The following is a 20634-nucleotide window of genomic DNA, read 5'->3' on the forward strand; positions in this document are numbered from 1 at the left end:
CAAACTTTAAATTGCGTTCATAATTACAAATAGTTTTTAAAAAAATCCTATTAATAAGTATACGACAAAAGGAAGGCATTCACCTTCCCTTATATGCAAAGTATAATCTTCTCGTCATTCTTTTTCAACCAAATCGATGATATGCTGCCAGGTTGATTTATCAAGTGCGTCAGCAGGGTCGCCATTTCCGATCACACCGTATCCTACAATGACGCCAACGATAGTGCTGATGACCATGAAAATGAGTACAAGCAGCACCCTTAACCATATCGGTATTAATCTGACACGGATCTTTACTTTTTCTTGCTGTTTTTCCTTCGTCTTTTTGGCTTTTTTCACTTCTTCTCGACTAGCTGCTTTTGCCGTCTGTTTTTCAACCAATAGTCTATACTCCTATCTTACACCATTTATTAATCCAAGCATTTGGTCACCCATTGTGATCGATTTTGCATTCATCTGGTAAGACCGCTGTGAGATCATTAAATCGGTCAGTTCCTTTGATAAATCTACATTGGACATTTCCAATGAACCTTGCTTTAACGAGACGTTCCCACGCAATGCTCCTTCTAAATAGGTGAGAATATCACCTTGTAGATTATTGCCTAAGTCCGTTAACCTGTAACGGTTGCTGCCATTTTCGGCAAGCAATTGGGGGCGATCTATTTGGACAACTCCGAGACTGTAGACCTGCGGGAGATCTCCGTCATTTTGCGGTATCGCTGTAATTGTTCCATCCTCTGAAATGACAAGTTCTTTAAAGGTATCCTCAACTATAATCGGATTTTGATTTTCATCCAGAACCGGCCTTCCTTCAGCGGTGGCAAGCATTAAGCGGTTTGTCCCATCAGCTGCTGGTGATAAATATAAGGCGCCGTCCCTTGTATAGTGAATTTCCCCATCTACATCGATTTGCAGAAATTGATTTGGAACTGAAAAAGCAATATCAAGCGCTCTGCCTGTTTGCTTCAGGCTTCCTTGCGTCAAAGCCAGGCTGCTGCCCAGTCTTGCTCCCGTTCCTTGCCTAATCCCTAATTCGCCAAACCGACCGATTTCATCCTGTTCATTTGGCTGGTTGTCGATTTGCTGTCTCACAAGCTCGGAAAAAGAGGTTTCGGTCCGTTTAAAGCCTTGTGTATCAATATTAGCCAGGTTATGGCCAATTGTATCAAGCTGTTTTTGCAGCTGGCTCATCGTATTCGTCGCTGTAATCATTGAGCGTAACATGATATGTTCCCCCTATTATCTTAAGCGGCCAATTTCATTAACGGCCTTATCCATACTTTTGTCATAAGCTTGCAGCACCTTTTGGTTTGCTTCAAATGAACGGTATGCAGTCATCATCTCTGTATACGTTCTTGCAACATCAACGGTAGAGCCTTCCAGGAAGTTTTGTTTCAAATTGTATTCGATCTCAGCATTATTAGCGGCTGAAGGCAGGGCTAGATTGTTTGCCGTCCGATATAAGCCGTTTCCTTCTTTTACAAGATTTCGGACATCTGCTTCAAAGCGGACATCAATTTGTGCAACAAATTCTCCGTCAGCGAAAATATCACCATCCTCAGTCACTTGAAACTCACCAGATTGTATGAAAATTGGCTGGCCGGTTACAGATAATACTTGATTTCCATTTGAAAGCAGTCTCCCATTTTCATCAAGAGTAAAATGTCCATTACGTGTATAACGCTCTTCTCCTGATTCATTCTCTACTGCAAAAAACAGCGCGCCCTTTACATTTGTTTCTTGATGAACCGGAACATTTTGCTCAACAAGGGCTACATCACTCTTTAAGCCCGTTTCCCGCAGATCACCTTGGAGATAATGACTATTTAGCTCTTGTATGTAAACACCTGTATGTAACGACCCCACTGTGGCAGGGACTGCACCATTTTCCATTCTTTTTAACAGTATTTCCGGAAAGGCGCGAATCGATGATTGATCTGCTTTGTAGCCCGGTGTGTTGGCATTCGCCATATTGTTTGAAAGCATTTCTGTCCGCCTTTGCTGTGTCAGCATGCCTGCTGTTACTGTGTATAATCCTCTTAACATCTCATACACCACCTTTATATAAATTACCGCACAATCCGAATTCTTTCGACAGAATTCCCTACCATTTATTATAAAGGAGTACAACTGTTTTCTCATTACATTTTTTCAGGAAATGGTTGTTATATTTTAGAAAAAACAAAAAAACTATAGGACAAAGGATTCATTTATGAAAAAAAGAGTCTGAAAATCAGACTCTTAATCGAACAATGTATTAAACTAATTTTTTGCGAGAAATGCGATCCATATTATCAAGCATAATACCTGTTCCGATTGCCACGCAATCCATTGGTGCTTCTGCAACGAGAACCGGTACTTTAAGCTCTTCTGCTAAAAGCTGATCCAATCCATGTAATAATGCTCCACCGCCAGTTAAAATAACACCGCGGTCGATGATGTCAGCTGAAAGCTCTGGAGGAGTACGCTCTAGGACACTCTTAGCGGCTTGTACAATAACAGCAACAGACTCACGAAGGGCATCTTCCACTTCCTTCGAATTGACTGTAATCGTTCTAGGCAAACCTGTAACCATGTCGCGGCCGCGTATGCTTATTTCTTCATTACGTCCGCCTGGGAATACTGTTGCAACATTTATTTTGATGTCTTCAGCTGTACGTTCGCCAATTAGCATCTTATACTCACGTTTAATGTAATTTAGAATTTCAAGGTCAAACTTGTCCCCAGCCATTTTAATTGAAGAGGCGGTGACAATATCGCCCATTGATAAAACAGCGACATCAGTAGTTCCACCGCCAATATCAACTACCATATTCCCATATGGCTGAAAGATATCCATACCAGCACCAATCGCTGCTACTTTGGGTTCTTCTTCAAGAAACACATTTTTTCCTCCGCTTTTTTCAGCGGCTTCCCTAATCGCCTTTTGTTCAACTGATGTAATATTTGTCGGACAGCAAATCAACATGCGCGGTTTAGACAATAAACCTTTTACATTCAGCTTATTAATAAAATGCTTTAACATCGCTTCAGTCACTTCAAAATCTGCAATAACGCCATCTTTTAAAGGGCGAATCGCAACGATATTCCCAGGAGTACGTCCTACCATACGTCTGGCTTCTTCACCAACAGCAAGAACCTTTCCTGAGTTCTTGTCTAATGCAACAACCGATGGCTCATTCAGCACGATGCCTTTTCCTTTAACATGTATCAATACATTTGCCGTACCAAGATCTATACCTATATCCCTAGCAAACATTATCTCTATATCCTCCTTGCAAATCTTCATTCCCAGAATAACTGACCTAATTAAATATTGTATCATAAATTCAAAAAAAAAGTATGATTTTGTAAAATAAATTCACTGGTTTATGTAGGAATTTGTCGATTCACATAGAATGAAATAGAAGCTAATAGCATAGAAATGAGTATACGACACTCAAACCTCCAAAACTTAAGAAACAGATACAAACGCTTTATTTTACTGGCTGCTCTTCTAAAATCTCGTCTTTTTTATATTTCAGCTTTGTTGCTTCTCCACCACGGAGATGCCTAATTGATTTATGGTAATCAAGGATCTCCTTTACCTCATTCGCAAGATCAGGATTGATTTCAGGTAGCCTCTCCGTTAAATCTTTATGGACGGTACTTTTGGAAACGCCAAATTCCTTCGCAATCACGCGAACTGTTTTCTTTGTCTCCACGATATACTTCCCAATCTTGATTGTGCGTTCTTTGATGTAATCGTGCACACCACTCGCCTCCCTAATATGGATGTGAGAAGTGTGAAATGAGACTCGCATACCAAGACATTTTGGCTGACTTTCTCTTAGATGATCGTATGATGCCCCTGCTACTGCGATTAAAATATACACTCACGATCCCTCACCTCAAACACTCTCTTTGATAGGTTTGTAACATTTTATTAGCTTGGGTTAGGGAATATGCACGAAAAGTCAAGAGGGACAAGGGTTTTATTCATTTTTTTATAAATTTATTAGGTTTTTGCCTGAATTTAATGTATTTTAAGGTGATTGTTTGCAGAAAATTATTTTAACGGGAATGTTTATTTCTAAATTATTTCCTGAGAAATTTGTCGAGATGAATAATGCAGATTCCAAATTTTGGTTAGTTGGGATGGTGGCTTTTTAAAGAATTTAGCTGGTTAGATTTGAGCTCTAAATTGGAGAAAGGTTTGTTCAGAGTTTTATTGAACCACATAAATGACTATTTGAACTACTAACTGATTTTTTTGAATCACGCTCTTTAAGAATTGAACCAGCGGATAATGGATTTGAACCTCTTACTTCAGGTAATGTATCACGTTGCGATATATTTGAGCAACTTACTTCATGATTGTATCACCTAGCGATTTATTTAAACCACCTACTTCATGAATTGTATCGCCTGGCGATTTATTTGAACCACCTACTTCATGAATTGTATCGCCTGGCGATTTATTTGAACCACCTACTTCATGAATTGTATCGCCTGGCGATTTATTTGAACCACCTACTTCATGAATTGTATCGCCTGGCGATTTATTTGAACCACTGCTCACGAATCGAACCACGTACTGAAGTAATTGAACCACTCACTTCAAAAAATTGTATCATCTAGCGATATATTTGAACCAGCTACCAATATTTTTGAACCACCAACCTCAGGAATCGAACCACTCTCCAATTTCCAATTCCCAAAAAAAATCGAGGCCGACCTCATTATTGTGTGAGTTCAACCTCGTATTGGATCTATCCTTACGAATTTAATGTGTTATTTTTAGTTTCTGGCTCGCTAGATTGTTGGCTGTCTTCAGTTTCTCCTGTTTCAGCATCTTTATCTGCTTCTGGAGATTCTTCTGCAGGTTGGTCACCTGTTTCAGCGTCTTCTTTTGGAGCTTCTTCTCTCATTTCAGCGTCTTCTTGAGTGGCTTCTTCTTCAGTAGCCTCCTCTTGAGATGCTTCTTCTTCTGTAACCTCGATGGATGTTACCGGCTTATCCATATAAGATTCTGGGTTCACAGCTACACCGTTTTGACGAATTTCGAAGTGTACATGTACACCATCTTCTTCGTTGTATAGGCTCTTGCCAGCTTTACCGATTACTTCGTTTTGTTCTACCTTGTCACCAGCTTGTACACTAACATCTGCTAATGATTGATAAACAGTTACGACATCATTTTCATGCTCAATTTCAACAACATGGCCAAGGATTGGGTCTTTTGTTGCGTTTGTTACTGTACCGCTTAGCGATGCAACAACATCAAATTCTTTTTGATCTTCTCTTGCAATATCAATTCCTTTGTTCATTCTGTAGGAATTGTTATAGAATACAAGTGCGGCTTCTTGCTCTTCTGTTGAAGCATTTGGATCATAGAACTTTTTAACAACCTGGACAGCTTCAGGATCTACAGCAGGCATTGCAACGTTCTCTTTTAATGTGTTTACTTCTACTGCTTCTGGCGCTGTTTCTCCTTGGTTTTCTTTCTGTAGGTCTTCAGCTACATTGTTGCTGATGCTTTGATACCATAAAACCGCTGTAAGGATAACTGCTGCACTCATTAGGTAGATTGCCGGAAATACCCAACGTTTTCTAAAAAATTGTTGAATTTTTGATTGAGAAGTACGTTTAGTTTCTTCCTCTCTCATTCTATCATCACCTCAGCAATCATTCTGAACACAATTGCTGAATTATATACACATCTTAAAAAAATTTTTTAAAAATTTAGTATGTGCAGTATTTAATATAATATGTGCTTCCTTAAATATTTCTATAATTGTGATAATTGCAAAGGCACAGTTTATTGTCTTCTCGATTTATATTCAGCTGCAACATTTCCATTTAAGACTTCATCATTAAAGCTATATTTTTTTTCGATAAACACTTGATGCCAGATCATGAAGATCAGCACCGTCCAAAGCTTTCGACTGTTATCCTTCTTTCCGGTACAATGCTCTGACAGCAGGAGAAGCACATACTTCTTATTGATAAAATAATTAGTTTCGCTTTCATGAATAACTTGCAGGGCCCAGTCATATAGTTCATTTTTTAACCAGCTTCTAATTGGAACGGGGAAGCCTAATTTTTTTCTATCTAATATATGTTCAGGAACAATCCCTTCCGCTGCCTTTCGAAGAATATACTTTGTTGTTCTATTAGCAAGCTTCATATCTGTTGGAATTTTTGAAGCAAGATGAAAAACCTCTTTATCTAGAAATGGGACTCGCAATTCTAACGAGTTAGCCATCGTCATTTTATCTGCCTTAAGTAAAATATCCCCCTTCAGCCATGTATGGATATCGATATGCTGCATCGTGGTCACCTTGTCATAGTGTTTGGCCTCATGATAGAGAGGGAGAGTAATATCTTTAAATGAAACATGATCCCAATACATTTTGATCAAGTGCTTTATTTCATCATTATTAAAAATCTTGGCATTTCCAATGTATCTGTCCTCATATGGGGTGCAGCCCCTTTCAATTAAGCTTTTTCCTTTCATGCCTTCTGGCAGTAAACCTGCAAACATTTTCATTGACGTTTTAATAGATGGAGGAATTTTTTCAAATACACTTAGGTCAATTGGTTCCCTATAAATATTATACCCGCCAAAAAGTTCATCAGCCCCTTCCCCAGACAGGACAACCTTTACATGTTTACTTGCTTCCCTGGCAACAAAATATAATGGAACAGCTGAGGGATCTGCAAGGGGATCATCTAAAAACCAGACAATCCTTGGCAGCGCTTTTATAAATTCCTCTGGTTGTATAAGATAAGAAACATTTTCGACATTCAGTGCATGAGCTGTTTCCTTTGCGATATCTATTTCGCTATATCCTTCAGTAGCAAAGCCGACAGAAAACGTCTTGAGATTCGGATTCGACTCTCTTGCCAAGGAAACAACAAAACTGGAGTCGATCCCCCCTGATAAGAATGAACCTACTGGTACATCGCTGCGCATATGCATGCTTACTGAATCCAAAAGTGTTTCTTGTAATTCGTTTTTTAATTTTGTAAATTGATCGGTTACTGGTTTGAAGACCGGTTTCCAATAGCAATTAATAGCTAATTCCTCATCCTGTTTTTTAAAAAAATAATGTCCAGGCTCCACTTTCATTATTCCTCTTGACATTGTTGCTGGTTCAGGAACATATTGAAAGGTCAAATAATGGTGCAGCGATTCTTCATTAATGCATTCATGATCAGTACCCAGCACGATACTCTTTCTTTCTGATGCAAAATAGAGTTTATCTTCTAGTTCAAGGTAATACAGTGGTTTTATGCCGAATGGATCTCGGGCGCCAAATAATTCATTTTTTTCACTGTCCCATATTAAAAAGGAAAACATACCTCTAAGGGAATAAAGCATTTTTCCTTTTCTTTGACTATATAGAGCCAAGAGTACTTCTGTGTCTGAGGAAGTTTGAAAAATATATCCATCCTTCTCTAATTCATCCCTTAGCTCAATGTAGTTATAAATCTCTCCATTAAAAACAATCCAATATCTCCCATCATCATAAGAAAGCGGCTGACTGCCTGCTTCTAGGTCAATAATACTTAACCGTCTAAAACCTAGTTGAATGTATTGATCGGCGTAATATCCAGAATCATCTGGACCCCTGTGAAAAATAATATTGTTCATCTTTTCAAACTGTTTATCAATCTTTAAAGAGGCCTGTCCATTATTAGACAAAACCCCAACAAATCCACACATTATTTCTCCTCCTCTATTTTTCTTGAATGAAATTCACACTTGCTCTTTAGTCGAAGATATGTCAACCATTCATTTTTTTACTTTTAAAGTGCGAACTCATAATCTCTTATATACTTTTCAATCATGAAACGGAGGAAATCACCAAAAAGTCTCATTTTATTCTCTATTTTTTAAACATTGCTTTATAAGTCTGGCTGCTTTTCCCTAATTGGTTTATGATGGTGAATGGTACGTGCTATTATGTTATCTGTACGTTCAGCCACTCATATAACTATTTGATAAATAAGCAGTATTTTGAAAAAGGAGTTCAACCATGAAAAAGCTTTTGATTACAATTCTACCCTTTCTATATATGGCCTTGATCTGGATCCTTTCCAGCAATCCAGCAGATGCGATTGTTAAAACACCCTTTTCTTTTGATGCGCTTTTAAAGGAGTCCTTGCATTTGATTGAATTCGCGATTCTTTATTGGCTCCTTGTGTTTGCCTTTATGGCCCATCATAAGTGGAGTGAAAGAGCAAGCTTAGCCGCAGCAATCATCGCCATCCTTTACGGCCTAACCGATGAAATTCATCAATCCTTTGTTCCATCACGCTCTGCAACGGTGATTGATTTTATAAAAGATACAATTGGGGTTACTGTGTCCTATTTGTTTGCGAAGAAAAAATATTTCTCTGAAAACAATAAATAGAGGTCTATTAAAAAGCGCAAGCGCCTTGCTCAGCCTAGGGCAAATAAGACGCTCATGAATAGAAGACGTTCTTTGCCTTCAATTCATGAGGGGCTAGACCCAAGAGGGGCTAGGCGCTGGAGCTAGATACCAAAACTAAGTACAAAATTTATACTTTCTTATCTCTTAAAAAAGGAAAAATCCCCCAATCGTTTCATTTGGGGGACTTTCCTTCTTATAGAATTCTCTTATTTGCTTGCCGTATATTTCGTCAAAAATGGCTCAGCTGCTGAAACTTTTGTTCCTTTATAATAGTGAGCGACAATTTCTGTATATTTCTTTCCGTCCTCTGCCATAAAGTTTGCACCATATTGGCTCAAGCCGACTCCATGGCCGAAACCTTTTGTTTCAATCACAACGGAATCATCTTTGATTTCCCAAGTGAAATCTGATGATTTTAATCCAAGTGCATCTCTAACTTCTCGTCCGGTAAATTCCTTGCCGCCAACCTCAACTTTTGCAACACGCTTTCCTGGTGTGAGCGCGGTGATTTTTCCAATAGACTTATCTATATTGACTCCTAATTTATTTTCAAACTCTTTAATGGAAATGACCATTTGATCATAAAATTTTGGCGATTTTTCATCCCATGGACTTTCAACACTCTTTAAATAAGGTATAGCTTCCTGCCAATAGGCTTCAGAGTTTTCTGTAAATCCATTGCTTGTTGAAAAGAAAGATGCATCGATTGGCTGGTTTTCATATGTAAGAATCTTTCCTTGCGTTGCTGCAACCGCTTCTGTGATTTTTTCCATTTTCCACGTATAATCATCACCCCATAACGCCTTTAATTCTTGAGGACTTTTATAAACCTGATGCCCTTGGGTATCTGTGACGATTGAACCTGAACCTTTAGGAGTACCTAATGTTTCGTTATTTATTAGTCGCTTTGTAATGTAGGTTCTTGCAGCCAATGCTTGTGACTTCAATGCTTCTGTTTCAAACTCCGCAGGCATTTCTGACGCGACTACTCCAATGACATATTCTTCCAACGGGATATTTTCGGTTTTTTCCAATTGGCTTCGATAAACAGGGACTGAAACTGATGATTCGGCTAGTACGGGTGTTTCGCTTTTGGCAACTGAAAGTTCTTTACCTAATTTCCCTTTGGATTGATCCATAAAAGGAGTGACGAGTAATGTAGGAATGAGGAGAATGATGATGAATAATGCTCCGAATGTAAAGAGAACTGGTTTCATTGATTTCATGTTTTAAGGCCTCCAATAAGATTTAGGTTAAGTGGAATATCCATAGTTCATCTTATGGGCGTGGACAAGCAATTATGACAGAAAAAATATGAACCAGTTTGTCTTACCATTGAATGGACAAGTTAGGGACTTTCAAATGCTATATAGAAGTTTTTCGTAAGATCATGTATATATTTGTTTGATTATAGGTAATCTAATAAAGTCGTACACGTTTAGTGTTTCGAGCTAGGAGAAAGAAATATACCATTATAGACAAATAAAAGAAGCAGGCCGCCATGGTCATGACTCCTGCTTCTTTTATGAAGGCATATCTCTAGTCTGATACAGCTGCTTGCTGATCAGATGTTGTTGGTATTTCTTCTTTCACTCTTTCGATATCTGCTCCAAGAGCTTGAAGTTTCGTGTGGAAGTTTACATAGCCTCTGTCAAGATGCTTAAGCTCTGTTACGCGTGTATGGCCTTCTGCACATAAGCCAGCAAGGATGAGAGCTGCGCCTGCCCGAAGATCAGTAGCTGCAACCTCAGCACCCTGAAGTCCTACAGGGCCATTAATGATAACAGATCTTCCTTCAATTTTAATATCTCCGTTCATGCGGCGGAATTCTTCAACATGCATGAATCTATTTTCAAAAACTGTTTCAGTGATCATACTTGTGCCGTTCGCTTGTAGTAATAATGCCATCATTTGTGATTGCATATCTGTCGGGAATCCTGGATGTGGCATTGTTTTAATGTCAACTGATTTTAATTTTTCAGGTCCAATTACGCGAAGACCGTCTTTTTCCTCAATGATTGTAACACCCATCTCTTCCATTTTAGCTACAAGAGATGTTAAATGCTCTGGAACTGCTCCTTGAACTAATACATTTCCGCCTGTAATCGCAGCAGCAACCATAAATGTGCCAGCCTCGATACGATCAGGAATAATTGTATGCTGTGCACCTTTTAAATAGGCAACTCCTTCAATACGGATTGTGCCTGTACCTGCTCCGCGAATAATACCGCCCATTGCATTTATATAATTGGCTAAGTCGACAATTTCTGGTTCTTTTGCACAGTTCTCAATAACGGTTGTTCCATCTGCAAGGGCTGCAGCCATAATAATATTTTCAGTTGCGCCAACACTTGGGAAATCAAGGTAAATTTTAGCTCCCTTAAGTCTTCCTTTTACTTCGGCTTCAATAAAGCCGTTACCTACTTTAATTGTAGCGCCCATTGCTTCAAAGCCTTTTAAATGTTGATCAATTGGTCTAGACCCGATTGCACAGCCACCTGGTAAAGCAACCCGTGCACGGCCTTTGCGAGCTAAAAGTGCCCCCATTACTAAAACAGATGCACGCATTTTTCTTACATATTCAAATGGTGCTTCTGTTGTTAGCTCTTTTGATGCATCTACAATCACTTGATTATTTTCAAAATGGACGTCTGCACCTAAATAGCGCAGAACTTCATTAATTGTATACACATCGGAGAGCGTAGGTACATCATTGATAATACTTTTTTCTTCACTAGCTAATAAAGATGCAGCGATAACTGGCAAAACGGCATTTTTTGCTCCTTCAACTTTCACTGTACCGTTTAACTTCTGACCGCCGCGGACGATGATTTTTTCCAAAGTATTCCCCTCCGCGTCCCAATTTCTCTATATTAATATTCAGACGTAATGATTGGTGTTCCTATTACAACGCTAGTATAATCGCCCATTTCGTCCGTTCTCAATGCAATTTGAATGTTTATTTTATCGTTATCGGTTGGAATAAAATCTTCCCATAAAGGGGTTTTTCCTGAAATAGAGATAAAATCTTTTTCTTGAAGTTGTTCAACTGGATTTGCATTAAATTCATTTACTAATTCACGTGATTTTTCATACAAACTAACTTTCATATTATCATCAAGTAATCCTTGAAGACAAGCAAAAGTTGTAACATTTTCGTGAAAAATGTCGAATGATTGCTCATGAAAATACTCATTTACTTTGTCCCAGTCTGGTTGTGCACCTACCCCTGTGACCTGATAAAGGATATACGCTGTTGAATGATTGTTTGTGAGGGTTGTCAAAATTTGAAGCTTTTCAGTTATGTTTTTCTTTTTATTTTCAAACACACCGACCGCTTTAAACACTTCTCCGTCTTTTTCATAGACCCACTTATATTGACGAAGCTGGTCTACCATTTGTTTCACTTCTTTTATTGACTTTTTCTCGACAGAATTTTTGGCATACAAAGACCATGTATCAATCCGTACATTTTGTTTCTCCATTCCATCAGCCAAAAGTGAAATCTTTGACTCGTTTCCTTCTGCTCCTATATGATTAGCCACCAATGTAAACACCAGAATCATCGTAAAAATAACTGCAGCTATTTCTTTTTTTCTCATATACGGTCACTTCCTCTCCTTAGTAACATTGTTACCGGATTGAAAGTATGCATACGTGGAAATAGTCGTCAATATTAGACAGACGAAATATGTAGCTTTTATACCCCATTCTAATTACCTATAAACAAAGCATTTAGTAAGAGGACAAGCTATTTTTTACAAAATTTCGCCAATTGTTAAAATAACATTGGCAATGCTTTAGACCATAAAAAATAATCAAGGAAAAAATTACTAACCATAGAGCCAATTGCAATCGTTAATAATATTAAAAGTGTCCTTGCTTGAATTACTTTGCCCGGTTTGATCCATTTTTCAAAATTTAATGCTTGTAAAGCCCACCAGGTGACTACCATAAAGGCGAGATTTACCAGCATACTGATTAGAGCCAGTTGGCCGTAATCGGGCATTGCCCCATCCCTCCCAATACTAAATCGTATAAAAGACACAAAGCAAGTTAAATCATACCTCATTTTTTCAAAAAAACAACCTCAATTTGACCTAAAAAAGAATAAAATAATACCCATTAAAGCCAAAAATATCCTTAAAACGGCATACCCTTGAACATTATATAAAAATTTGGGAGTAACATGATTGATTTTTAATTTTAACAAAATTTTAATTGATAATGGTTATATTTTACATAAAGCTGTTTTTCCCTTCTCCATTTTACTATGGCGCTAATCCTAATTCGTTCTTTAATTATGAATAAATTGTTACAGTGTTTGGATATTGATAGGTATTTTTGTATGATATTCTTTCCACTTTGATATGTTCGATAAAATAAAATGATAGCGGTTACTTCACTTGATTTTAACCTGGATGCACTCATTATATTGACTGCGCTTTAAAGTGTAATTTCGAAGCCTTCAGGGGCCTTAAAACGTGTTTCAAAAGGAAGGATATATGGTTTATTTTTTTAAAAGTAAAAAGGATGGCATCAGAGAGCTATTCTCTTGAATGCCATCCTTTTTAGGATTATTTCGTTACATTTAAACGGTTGATCGCACGTCGAAGCGCTAATTCTGCACGTTTAAAATCGATATCATCTGTTTTTTGATTCAGACGCTCTTCAGCACGCTTTTTAGCTAATTCTGCACGAGCTACATCAATTGACTCAGCTCTTTCAGCTGCTTGAGCTAAAATAGTCACTTTGTCAGGTCGTACTTCAATGAAGCCGCCGCTGACAGCAACGAGTTCTGTGCCGCTCCCTTTTTTTAAGCGAACTGCCCCGATTTCCAAAGGGGCAACCATAGGAATATGCCCTGGCAGAACGCCAAGTTCACCGCTTTGAGCCTTTACGCTCACCATTTCTACGTCTGCATCGTAAACTGGGCCATCGGGAGTAACGACATTGACTAATACTGTCTTCATACTCATACCCTCCTAGGTCCCAAAATTAGGCTTCTACACCCATTTGTTTAGCAGCTTCTACTACTTCTTCAATTCTACCTACTAAACGGAATGCATCTTCCGGAAGGTGATCATATTTACCTTCAAGAATTTCTTTAAATCCACGTACAGTTTCTTTTACAGGAACATATGAACCAGGCTGTCCAGTGAACTGTTCTGCAACGTGGAAGTTTTGAGATAAGAAGAATTGAACGCGACGAGCACGTGCAACCGTTAGCTTATCTTCGTCAGAAAGCTCATCCATACCTAAGATGGCAATGATATCCTGAAGTTCTTTGTAACGTTGTAATGTTTGTTGTACTTGACGTGCGACAGCGTAATGCTCTTCCCCAACGATTTCAGGTGATAAGGCACGTGAAGTTGAAGCAAGAGGATCCACCGCAGGGTAAATACCCATTTCAGATAATTTACGCTCAAGGTTAGTTGTTGCATCCAAGTGAGCAAATGTTGTTGCCGGAGCCGGATCCGTATAGTCATCGGCTGGAACATAAATAGCTTGAATTGATGTAACAGAACCTACATTTGTAGATGTAATACGTTCTTGTAATTGACCCATCTCTGTTGCTAATGTTGGTTGGTAACCAACGGCAGATGGCATACGTCCAAGTAAGGCAGAAACCTCTGAACCTGCTTGTGTGAAACGGAAGATATTATCCATGAAGAAAAGAACATCCTGTCCTTGGTCATCACGGAAGTATTCAGCCATTGTAAGACCTGTTAATGCTACACGCATACGTGCACCAGGCGGCTCGTTCATTTGTCCGAATACCATCGCAGTTTTCTTAATAACGCCAGAATCAGTCATCTCGTGGTAAAGATCATTTCCTTCACGAGTACGCTCACCAACTCCTGCGAATACAGAAATACCGCCGTGCTCTTGTGCGATGTTGTTAATTAACTCCTGGATTAATACGGTTTTACCTACACCAGCACCACCGAATAGACCAATTTTTCCACCTTTAATATAAGGAGCAAGCAAGTCTACAACTTTGATTCCAGTTTCTAAGATCTCAACTTCAGTTGAAAGCTGCTCGAATTTAGGTGCTTGTCTGTGAATCGGGTCACGACGAGCTTCAGCAGGAATTGGCTCATCTAAGTCAATGTTATCACCTAATACGTTGAAAACACGACCAAGAGTCACGTCACCTACAGGTACAGAAATTGGAGCACCTGTATCTGTCACTTCCAATCCGCGAACAAGTCCATCTGTTGAAGCCATCGCAACAGTACGTACTGTGTCGTCACCTAAATGCAGGGCAACCTCTAAAGTAAGGTCGATAGCGACTGCATTATCATTCGCTTCTGTTTTTATTGTAAGGGCATTATAAATGTCTGGAAGTTGTCCGCTTTCGAACTTTACGTCAACAACCGGACCCAAAATTTGCGTAATGCGTCCTTTATTCATCGTTTTCCCTCCTATCACGAAATGCGTAAGCGTCTTGCTTAGGCCATAGCAGGAAAAGAAGGTGTTCTTTTCCTTACTAGACATACAGGTCTAGGCGCTGACAGTCTAAAACGCGACGTTAATCGCCACTACTGCACTTGCAAGTCCTGTATTTCGAAGCTAGACACTGACACTGCTAATTTCAAGTGTCTAAATAAATAATTCGTTCCTATTCTAACGCCGCTGCACCGCCGACAATTTCGGTAATTTCCTGTGTAATTGCTGCCTGACGTGCACGGTTATAAGATAATGTAAGTGTATCGATAAGCTCTTTTGCATTATCAGTTGCATTTTTCATTGCTGTCATACGTGCTGCATGCTCAGAAGCTTTACTATCAAGCAATGCTCCGTAGATGAGACTTTCAGCATATTGTGGTAGCAGCACTTCTAAAATTTCCTCCTGGTTCGGCTCGAACTCATAGGAAGTTAATTTTTTGTTAGACGAAATATCCGATAACGGAAGAAGCTTTTTCTCTGTTACATCCTGTTGAATCGCACTTACAAAGTGATTATAGTACATATACAACTCATCGAATGTTTCATCTGCATACATGTTTACGGCACCGCTCGCAATGTCTTTAATGCTCGCAAAGTTTGTTTCGTCACCAATGCCCGTAATTTCTGAAATAACGTTCATTCCACGCTTTTTAAAGAAATCACGACCCATTCTTCCAATTGCGATAACCACAAATTCATCATTTGATTTATGACGTTTTTGAATTGCTTGAAACGCTGCACGTAAAACACTGCTGTTAAAAGCTCCTGCTAAGCCACGGTCAGATGTGATGACTAAATAGCCAGTTCGTTTAACAGGTCTGCTTTCCAACATTGGGTGACTTACATCAGAACTACCGTTTGCAATGCTTGCCACTACCTCTTGGATTTTTTCCATATAAGGTCCAAATGCTTTCGCATTATTTTCTGCACGGTTCAGCTTTGCAGCAGAAACCATTTCCATTGCTTTTGTAATCTGAGAAGTCTTTTTTGTTGAAGTGATTCTTGATTTTATGTCGCGTAATGATGCCAAAGGTTCTCACCACCTTTAATTAAAAATCATCGATTCCGTTTTATTAACACGCTAAGTGAAAGCTCTAAAGGAGCCTTCACTTTTACGTAAAAGATTATTCTGATGCAACAAATGTTTTCTTGAAGGCTTCAATTGCTGCTTTTAAGTCTTCATCTTTTGGAAGTTTGCCAGTTGTACGGATCTCTTCAAGAAGAGCTTTTTGGTTTTGTTCAAAATATGCATGGAACTCATCTTCAAAACGTGTGATATCTGCTACTGGGACATCATCTAAGAATCCGCGAGTTAATGCATAAAGAATCATAACTTGTTTTTCAACCTTTAACGGCTTGTTAAGACCTTGTTTAAGTACTTCAACTGTACGAGCACCACGGTTAAGTTTTGCTTGTGTTGCTTTATCAAGGTCTGAACCGAACTGAGCAAATGCTTCAAGCTCACGGTATGATGCAAGGTCAAGACGTAAAGTACCAGCAACACTTTTCATTGCCTTAATTTGCGCTGAACCACCAACACGTGATACAGAAAGACCTGCGTTAATCGCTGGACGTACACCAGAGAAGAAGAGGTCAGACTGAAGGAAGATTTGTCCGTCAGTGATTGAGATAACGTTTGTCGGGATATAAGCCGAAACGTCACCTGCTTGTGTTTCGATGAATGGTAATGCAGTTAATGAACCTGCACCTTTTGCATCACTTAATTTAGCCGCACGCTCGAGTAAACGAGAATGCAAGTAGAAAACGTCACCAGGGTATGCTTCACGACCTGGAGGACGACGAAGTAATAATGAAAGCTCACGGTAAGCCGCAGCTTGTTTTGTAAGGTCATCATATACAACAAGAACATGCTTGCCATTATACATGAACTCTTCACCCATTGTTACCCCAGCATATGGAGCTAAGAATAACATTGGAGCTGGTTGTGATGCAGAAGCTGTTACAACAATTGTGTAGTCTAATGCACCATGTTTACGCAATGTTTCAACAACACCACGAACCGTTGATTCTTTTTGACCGATTGCAACGTAGATACATACCATATCTTGATCCTTTTGGTTCAAGATCGTATCGATCGCTACTGATGTCTTACCAGTTTGACGGTCACCGATGATTAACTCACGTTGTCCGCGTCCGATTGGCACAAGTGCGTCAATCGCTTTAATACCTGTTTGAAGTGGTTCATGTACTGATTTACGATCCATAACACCTGGTGCAGGACCTTCGATTGGTCTAGTTTTAGTTGTTTCAATTGGACCTAATCCATCAACAGGCTGTCCTAATGAGTTAACAACACGACCGATTAATGCTTCACCTACAGGAACCTCCATGATGCGTCCTGTACGACGAACTTCGTCACCTTCACGGATATCTGTGTAAGGTCCTAAAATAATAATACCAACGTTATTTTCCTCTAGGTTCTGAGCCATACCCATAACGCCGTTTGCGAATTCTACAAGCTCTCCAGCCATGACATTGTCGAGGCCATGAGCACGAGCGATACCGTCCCCAACTTGGATAACCGTACCTACATCGCTTACTTTTATATCAGACTGATAGTTTTCGATTTGCTTCTTTATAAGCGCACTAATTTCTTCAGCTTTGATGCTCATGAGTTTCACCCCTATCTACAATCTGTTTGCGACCAATTGTCGCTCTATACGTTCAAGCTTACCGCTCACACTGCCATCATAGATCCGATTGCCAATACGCAGCTTCACACCGCCGATTAATCCTTTATCGACAACATTTTCTAAACGAAGCGATACCTTGCCGATTTTCTTAGCAAAGGAAGTCGAAATCGATGTTAACTCAGCTTCGGTTAACGGACGAACAGAATACACAATGGCATCCTCTGTACCGCGCACTTCATTAGCGTGCTGCACGAAGTAATTGACAACATCTGTTACAATATTAGAACGATGGCGGTCTACTAATAGTAAAAGGGTATTTACTACTTGTTGTGTAAGACCAGCAAATGCTTCTTTTACAATCGATTTTTTAGTTTCATTTGTAACCTTTGGATGGTTAAGCACATCTATAAGTTCTTTATTCGTTGAAAAGACTTCCTTGACAACGAGTAATTCACTTTCGATTTGATCGAGTTGATTTTGTTCTTTCGCAAGTTCAAAAAGAGCGACTGCGTAACGGTTTGCTACGATTTCATTACTCATCTGCCTTCGCCTACCTCATTGATGTAGTCGTTGATCAGTTTTTCTTGCTCTTGTTCATTCAACTCTTTTTCAATGACTTTAGATGCAATTAATACGGATAGAGATGCAACCTGCTGGCGTAACGCAGCAACTGCCTGCTCTTTTTCCTGCTCGATTTCTTTAAGGGCTGCATCTTTAAGACGGCCTGCTTCAGAACGAGCTGCTTGGATGATATCTTCCTTTTGCTGCTCACCAAGCTTTTTCGCATTTTCTACTAGAGCCTGGGCTTCCACACGTGCTTGTTTTAAAAGCTCGCGCTGCTCTTCAACTAGTTTTTGTGCTTCTTTATTTCTTTCTTCAGAACTGTTAATTTCATTCGCGATATGCTCTTCACGTTGCTTCATAATATTCATAACCGGTCCAAATGCATATTTTCCTAATAATGCAAGGAGGATTAAGAACATAACAAGCTGGAATACGATATCACCTGTGTTTAGGCCGCCTGTAGTCGCGCCTAATGCAAGATCAAAAGTTAACATAGCTCGGTTTCACTCCCTTCAAGAGTTCCATGATGGGTTATGATGATTAGAAGTCAGAGGTCAGAGGCCGGAATTTCAGAAATGAGAGAATGCCAATTTCACACTCAAAGTGCTTCTAAACACCAGACTTCTCAAAAAATTTATCTGTTAAAACAAAATTAAGATTTTAAAAATAAAGCTTACTATTCCCTTAGGCTTTCAATTCTGCCCGTTATCATGACATAAAGGAAAGGCGAAGGTTCGCTTTGAATGATCTTCGCCATATGAATTCTTTTTCCTTATCGAATTATTGACCCATAACGATGAATGCGATAACTACCGCGATGATTGGAATCGCCTCAACTAATGCAACCCCGATAAACATAGTAGTTTGTAATACACCTTTAGCTTCAGGTTGACGTGCAATACCCTCTACTGTACGAGATACGATAAGACCGTTACCAATACCAGCACCAAGTGCCGCTAAACCAATTGCAATTGCAGCTGCTAATAAACCCATTGTTAAATTTCCTCCTTTAATTGTATGAAAAATAGTATTCCTTTTATATTCGTTCAAATTGATTGAACATATATTGATTAATGGTCATGACTCACTTTGTGTGCCATATATACCATCGTTAACATAGTGAAAATAAATGCCTGGATTGCACCAACAAAGATACTAAATCCTTGCCATGCTAACATTGGAATTGCCGCAGAAATCGTACCGATAATTCCACTTCCAAACCCATCTGCATAACCGCTTGTTCCAAGGCTGACAAGCAAGCCTAATAAAATTTCACCTGCAAAAATGTTCCCGTAAAGACGCAGACCAAGAGTTAGCGTGTTTGCAAATTCCTCAATAATCTTAAGTGGGAACATGAAAGGCATCGGTTTAAAGAAGTCCTTTCCATACTCAGATGCACCTTTCATCTTAATGCCATAGTAGTGCGATAATGCTACTACTAGAACTGCAAGAGTTAAAGTAATTGCAGGATCTGCAGTTGGTGATTTCCACCATAAATCGTGTCCGACAACAATAGCGAAAGGTAACCCCAGCATATTTGAAACAAAAATATACATTAATAAAGTCATACCTAACGTTAAGAAACGTCCGCCTGTTTGCCAATCCATCGTAGAGCCGATAATATTTTTAACAAAATCGACAACCCATTCGATAAAGTTCTGCATTCCCGTTGGTTTCATCGCCAAATTGCGTGTTGCCGCAATTGCGATTAAGAATACGATTATACTAGCAACCGTAATCATTAATACATTTGATAAATTAAAAGTAAGACCTAAAAATTCTACCACAGGAGCTTCGTGACCCAATAGATTCACCTCTCTTCCCAGCTAAGCGCGTGAATGTTGAACTACATAATCTATCATAATAACGATGTACATCGTCATTAATCCAATAACTACACTAACCAAATGAAAATAGTCAGGAAACTTAATTGCGAAAAAGACTGCAACACCAGCTGCTGCCATTCGCGATGTCGTTCCCAGCGACCCCGTCTTCCTTCCTTCCTGGATGGCACGATCGAACTGATTGTGCTTTCGTACCATGATCCACAAATTGTAAAGACTTATGCTTGTCCCGAGTACTAAACCTAGGAAAACAGACTGATATTCCGTAAACCCCCACCCTGCTACATAGAGGGAAAGTAGATATAATATGTACTTACGATATCTGCGAAACATCAGATGCATATCAAACATGAAATGTTATTCTCCTGAGAAATAGTGGTGGACTAATCTGAGCATGGCATAAATCCCAACAGCTAGCCCAAGCAGAAGGCCTACGATCAAAAACAACGGTTCAGTATGAAAATATTCATCTACCCATTTCCCAGCAAAAATGCCCAGCAAGACAGAGCCTGCTAATTGGGAAAGGATGGCTGACATTAGGCCCATCGCATGAAGCGGATGGCGGTGTTTTTGTCGCATTCTATAAATCCTCGCTACTTGATTTATAACGGAATTAGGGGTTGAAAAGCGGGTTCTAGAATGGTATTGTAAACCTTATCATTACACCCTCGTATAGCATACAATAGCACATAGTTG

At 39.2% G+C, this 20634-nt stretch carries 23 protein-coding genes; 1 reads left to right on the forward strand and 22 read right to left on the reverse strand.

Annotation, left to right across the window (positions count from 1 at the left end; genetic code table 11):
- Window positions 1-114: 114 nt before the first annotated feature.
- From ACSVDH_RS28360 to asnB, 8 genes are all read right to left on the reverse strand, one after another.
- Complete coding sequence (locus tag ACSVDH_RS28360; protein ID WP_299091917.1) at window positions 115-381, reverse strand: DNA-directed RNA polymerase subunit beta; 267 nt, start codon at window positions 379-381, stop codon at window positions 115-117.
- Window positions 382-393: 12 nt separating this feature from the next.
- Window positions 394-1224, reverse strand: coding sequence for a flagellar hook-basal body protein (locus ACSVDH_RS28365; protein ID WP_439250889.1), 831 nt, complete (start codon window positions 1222-1224; stop codon window positions 394-396).
- A gap of 15 nt (window positions 1225-1239) precedes the next feature.
- Entirely contained in the window at window positions 1240-2046 is an 807-nt protein-coding gene (locus ACSVDH_RS28370; protein ID WP_439250890.1) for a flagellar hook-basal body protein, read from the reverse strand.
- A gap of 211 nt (window positions 2047-2257) precedes the next feature.
- Window positions 2258-3259, reverse strand: a complete 1002-nt coding sequence (gene mbl / locus ACSVDH_RS28375) for a cell shape-determining protein Mbl (protein WP_299091908.1) — start codon at window positions 3257-3259, stop codon at window positions 2258-2260.
- 217 nt (window positions 3260-3476) lie between these two features.
- Window positions 3477-3752, reverse strand: coding sequence for a sporulation transcriptional regulator SpoIIID (gene spoIIID / locus ACSVDH_RS28380; protein WP_046588600.1), 276 nt, complete (start codon window positions 3750-3752; stop codon window positions 3477-3479).
- A 593-nt stretch (window positions 3753-4345) separates the two neighbouring features.
- Window positions 4346-4561 carry a hypothetical protein gene (locus ACSVDH_RS28385; RefSeq protein WP_518617451.1) on the reverse strand — a complete coding sequence of 72 codons (216 nt, stop codon included), beginning with the start codon at window positions 4559-4561 and terminating at the stop codon, window positions 4346-4348.
- Window positions 4562-4757: 196 nt separating this feature from the next.
- The gene (gene spoIIQ, locus ACSVDH_RS28390) at window positions 4758-5648 is read right to left on the reverse strand and encodes a stage II sporulation protein SpoIIQ (RefSeq protein WP_439250893.1); all 891 of its coding nucleotides are present in this window, start codon (window positions 5646-5648) and stop codon (window positions 4758-4760) included.
- A gap of 152 nt (window positions 5649-5800) precedes the next feature.
- Window positions 5801-7711, reverse strand: a complete 1911-nt coding sequence (gene asnB, locus ACSVDH_RS28395) for an asparagine synthase (glutamine-hydrolyzing) (protein ID WP_439250894.1) — start codon at window positions 7709-7711, stop codon at window positions 5801-5803.
- A gap of 313 nt (window positions 7712-8024) precedes the next feature.
- Between asnB and ACSVDH_RS28400 the strand changes: the two genes are divergently transcribed.
- Window positions 8025-8402, forward strand: coding sequence for a VanZ family protein (locus ACSVDH_RS28400; RefSeq protein WP_439250895.1), 378 nt, complete (start codon window positions 8025-8027; stop codon window positions 8400-8402).
- A 227-nt stretch (window positions 8403-8629) separates the two neighbouring features.
- Here ACSVDH_RS28400 and spoIID read toward each other — a convergent pair whose 3' ends face one another.
- The 14 genes from spoIID to ACSVDH_RS28470 all read right to left on the reverse strand — a co-directional run bounded on the left by spoIID (window position 8630) and on the right by ACSVDH_RS28470 (window position 20517).
- Window positions 8630-9649, reverse strand: coding sequence for a stage II sporulation protein D (spoIID, locus tag ACSVDH_RS28405; RefSeq protein ID WP_439250896.1), 1020 nt, complete (start codon window positions 9647-9649; stop codon window positions 8630-8632).
- A gap of 313 nt (window positions 9650-9962) precedes the next feature.
- Entirely contained in the window at window positions 9963-11264 is a 1302-nt protein-coding gene (gene murA, locus ACSVDH_RS28410; protein WP_299093402.1) for a UDP-N-acetylglucosamine 1-carboxyvinyltransferase, read from the reverse strand.
- A 32-nt stretch (window positions 11265-11296) separates the two neighbouring features.
- Complete coding sequence (locus ACSVDH_RS28415) at window positions 11297-12025, reverse strand: YwmB family TATA-box binding protein (RefSeq protein WP_439250897.1); 729 nt, start codon at window positions 12023-12025, stop codon at window positions 11297-11299.
- A gap of 176 nt (window positions 12026-12201) precedes the next feature.
- Window positions 12202-12432 carry a DUF1146 family protein gene (locus ACSVDH_RS28420; protein WP_299093404.1) on the reverse strand — a complete coding sequence of 77 codons (231 nt, stop codon included), beginning with the start codon at window positions 12430-12432 and terminating at the stop codon, window positions 12202-12204.
- Window positions 12433-13000: 568 nt separating this feature from the next.
- Window positions 13001-13396, reverse strand: coding sequence for a F0F1 ATP synthase subunit epsilon (locus tag ACSVDH_RS28425; protein WP_299093406.1), 396 nt, complete (start codon window positions 13394-13396; stop codon window positions 13001-13003).
- A gap of 25 nt (window positions 13397-13421) precedes the next feature.
- The gene (atpD, locus tag ACSVDH_RS28430; protein ID WP_299093408.1) at window positions 13422-14840 is read right to left on the reverse strand and encodes a F0F1 ATP synthase subunit beta; all 1419 of its coding nucleotides are present in this window, start codon (window positions 14838-14840) and stop codon (window positions 13422-13424) included.
- A gap of 208 nt (window positions 14841-15048) precedes the next feature.
- On the reverse strand, window positions 15049-15906 hold the full coding sequence (locus ACSVDH_RS28435) for a F0F1 ATP synthase subunit gamma (protein WP_299093409.1): 858 nt from the start codon (window positions 15904-15906) through the stop codon (window positions 15049-15051).
- A 94-nt stretch (window positions 15907-16000) separates the two neighbouring features.
- Window positions 16001-17509, reverse strand: coding sequence for a F0F1 ATP synthase subunit alpha (gene atpA / locus ACSVDH_RS28440; protein ID WP_299093411.1), 1509 nt, complete (start codon window positions 17507-17509; stop codon window positions 16001-16003).
- Between the two features lie 15 nt (window positions 17510-17524).
- Window positions 17525-18070: a F0F1 ATP synthase subunit delta gene (locus tag ACSVDH_RS28445; protein WP_299093413.1), complete on the reverse strand. Its 546-nt coding sequence runs from the start codon at window positions 18068-18070 to the stop codon at window positions 17525-17527.
- The gene (atpF, locus tag ACSVDH_RS28450; protein ID WP_299093414.1) at window positions 18067-18588 is read right to left on the reverse strand and encodes a F0F1 ATP synthase subunit B; all 522 of its coding nucleotides are present in this window, start codon (window positions 18586-18588) and stop codon (window positions 18067-18069) included. Before atpF ends, ACSVDH_RS28445 begins: the two co-directional genes overlap by 4 nt.
- 286 nt (window positions 18589-18874) lie before the next feature.
- Complete coding sequence (gene atpE / locus ACSVDH_RS28455) at window positions 18875-19087, reverse strand: F0F1 ATP synthase subunit C (protein ID WP_299093416.1); 213 nt, start codon at window positions 19085-19087, stop codon at window positions 18875-18877.
- A gap of 77 nt (window positions 19088-19164) precedes the next feature.
- Window positions 19165-19899, reverse strand: coding sequence for a F0F1 ATP synthase subunit A (gene atpB, locus ACSVDH_RS28460; RefSeq protein WP_439250899.1), 735 nt, complete (start codon window positions 19897-19899; stop codon window positions 19165-19167).
- 21 nt (window positions 19900-19920) lie between these two features.
- Window positions 19921-20289, reverse strand: a complete 369-nt coding sequence (locus ACSVDH_RS28465) for an ATP synthase subunit I (RefSeq protein ID WP_299093419.1) — start codon at window positions 20287-20289, stop codon at window positions 19921-19923.
- Between the two features lie 6 nt (window positions 20290-20295).
- Window positions 20296-20517: an AtpZ/AtpI family protein gene (locus tag ACSVDH_RS28470; RefSeq protein ID WP_299093421.1), complete on the reverse strand. Its 222-nt coding sequence runs from the start codon at window positions 20515-20517 to the stop codon at window positions 20296-20298.
- Between the last annotated feature and the right edge of the window lie 117 nt (window positions 20518-20634).

It is taken from the genome of Metabacillus sp. Hm71, from assembly GCF_051842955.2.
Taxonomy (GTDB): domain Bacteria; phylum Bacillota; class Bacilli; order Bacillales; family Bacillaceae; genus Metabacillus.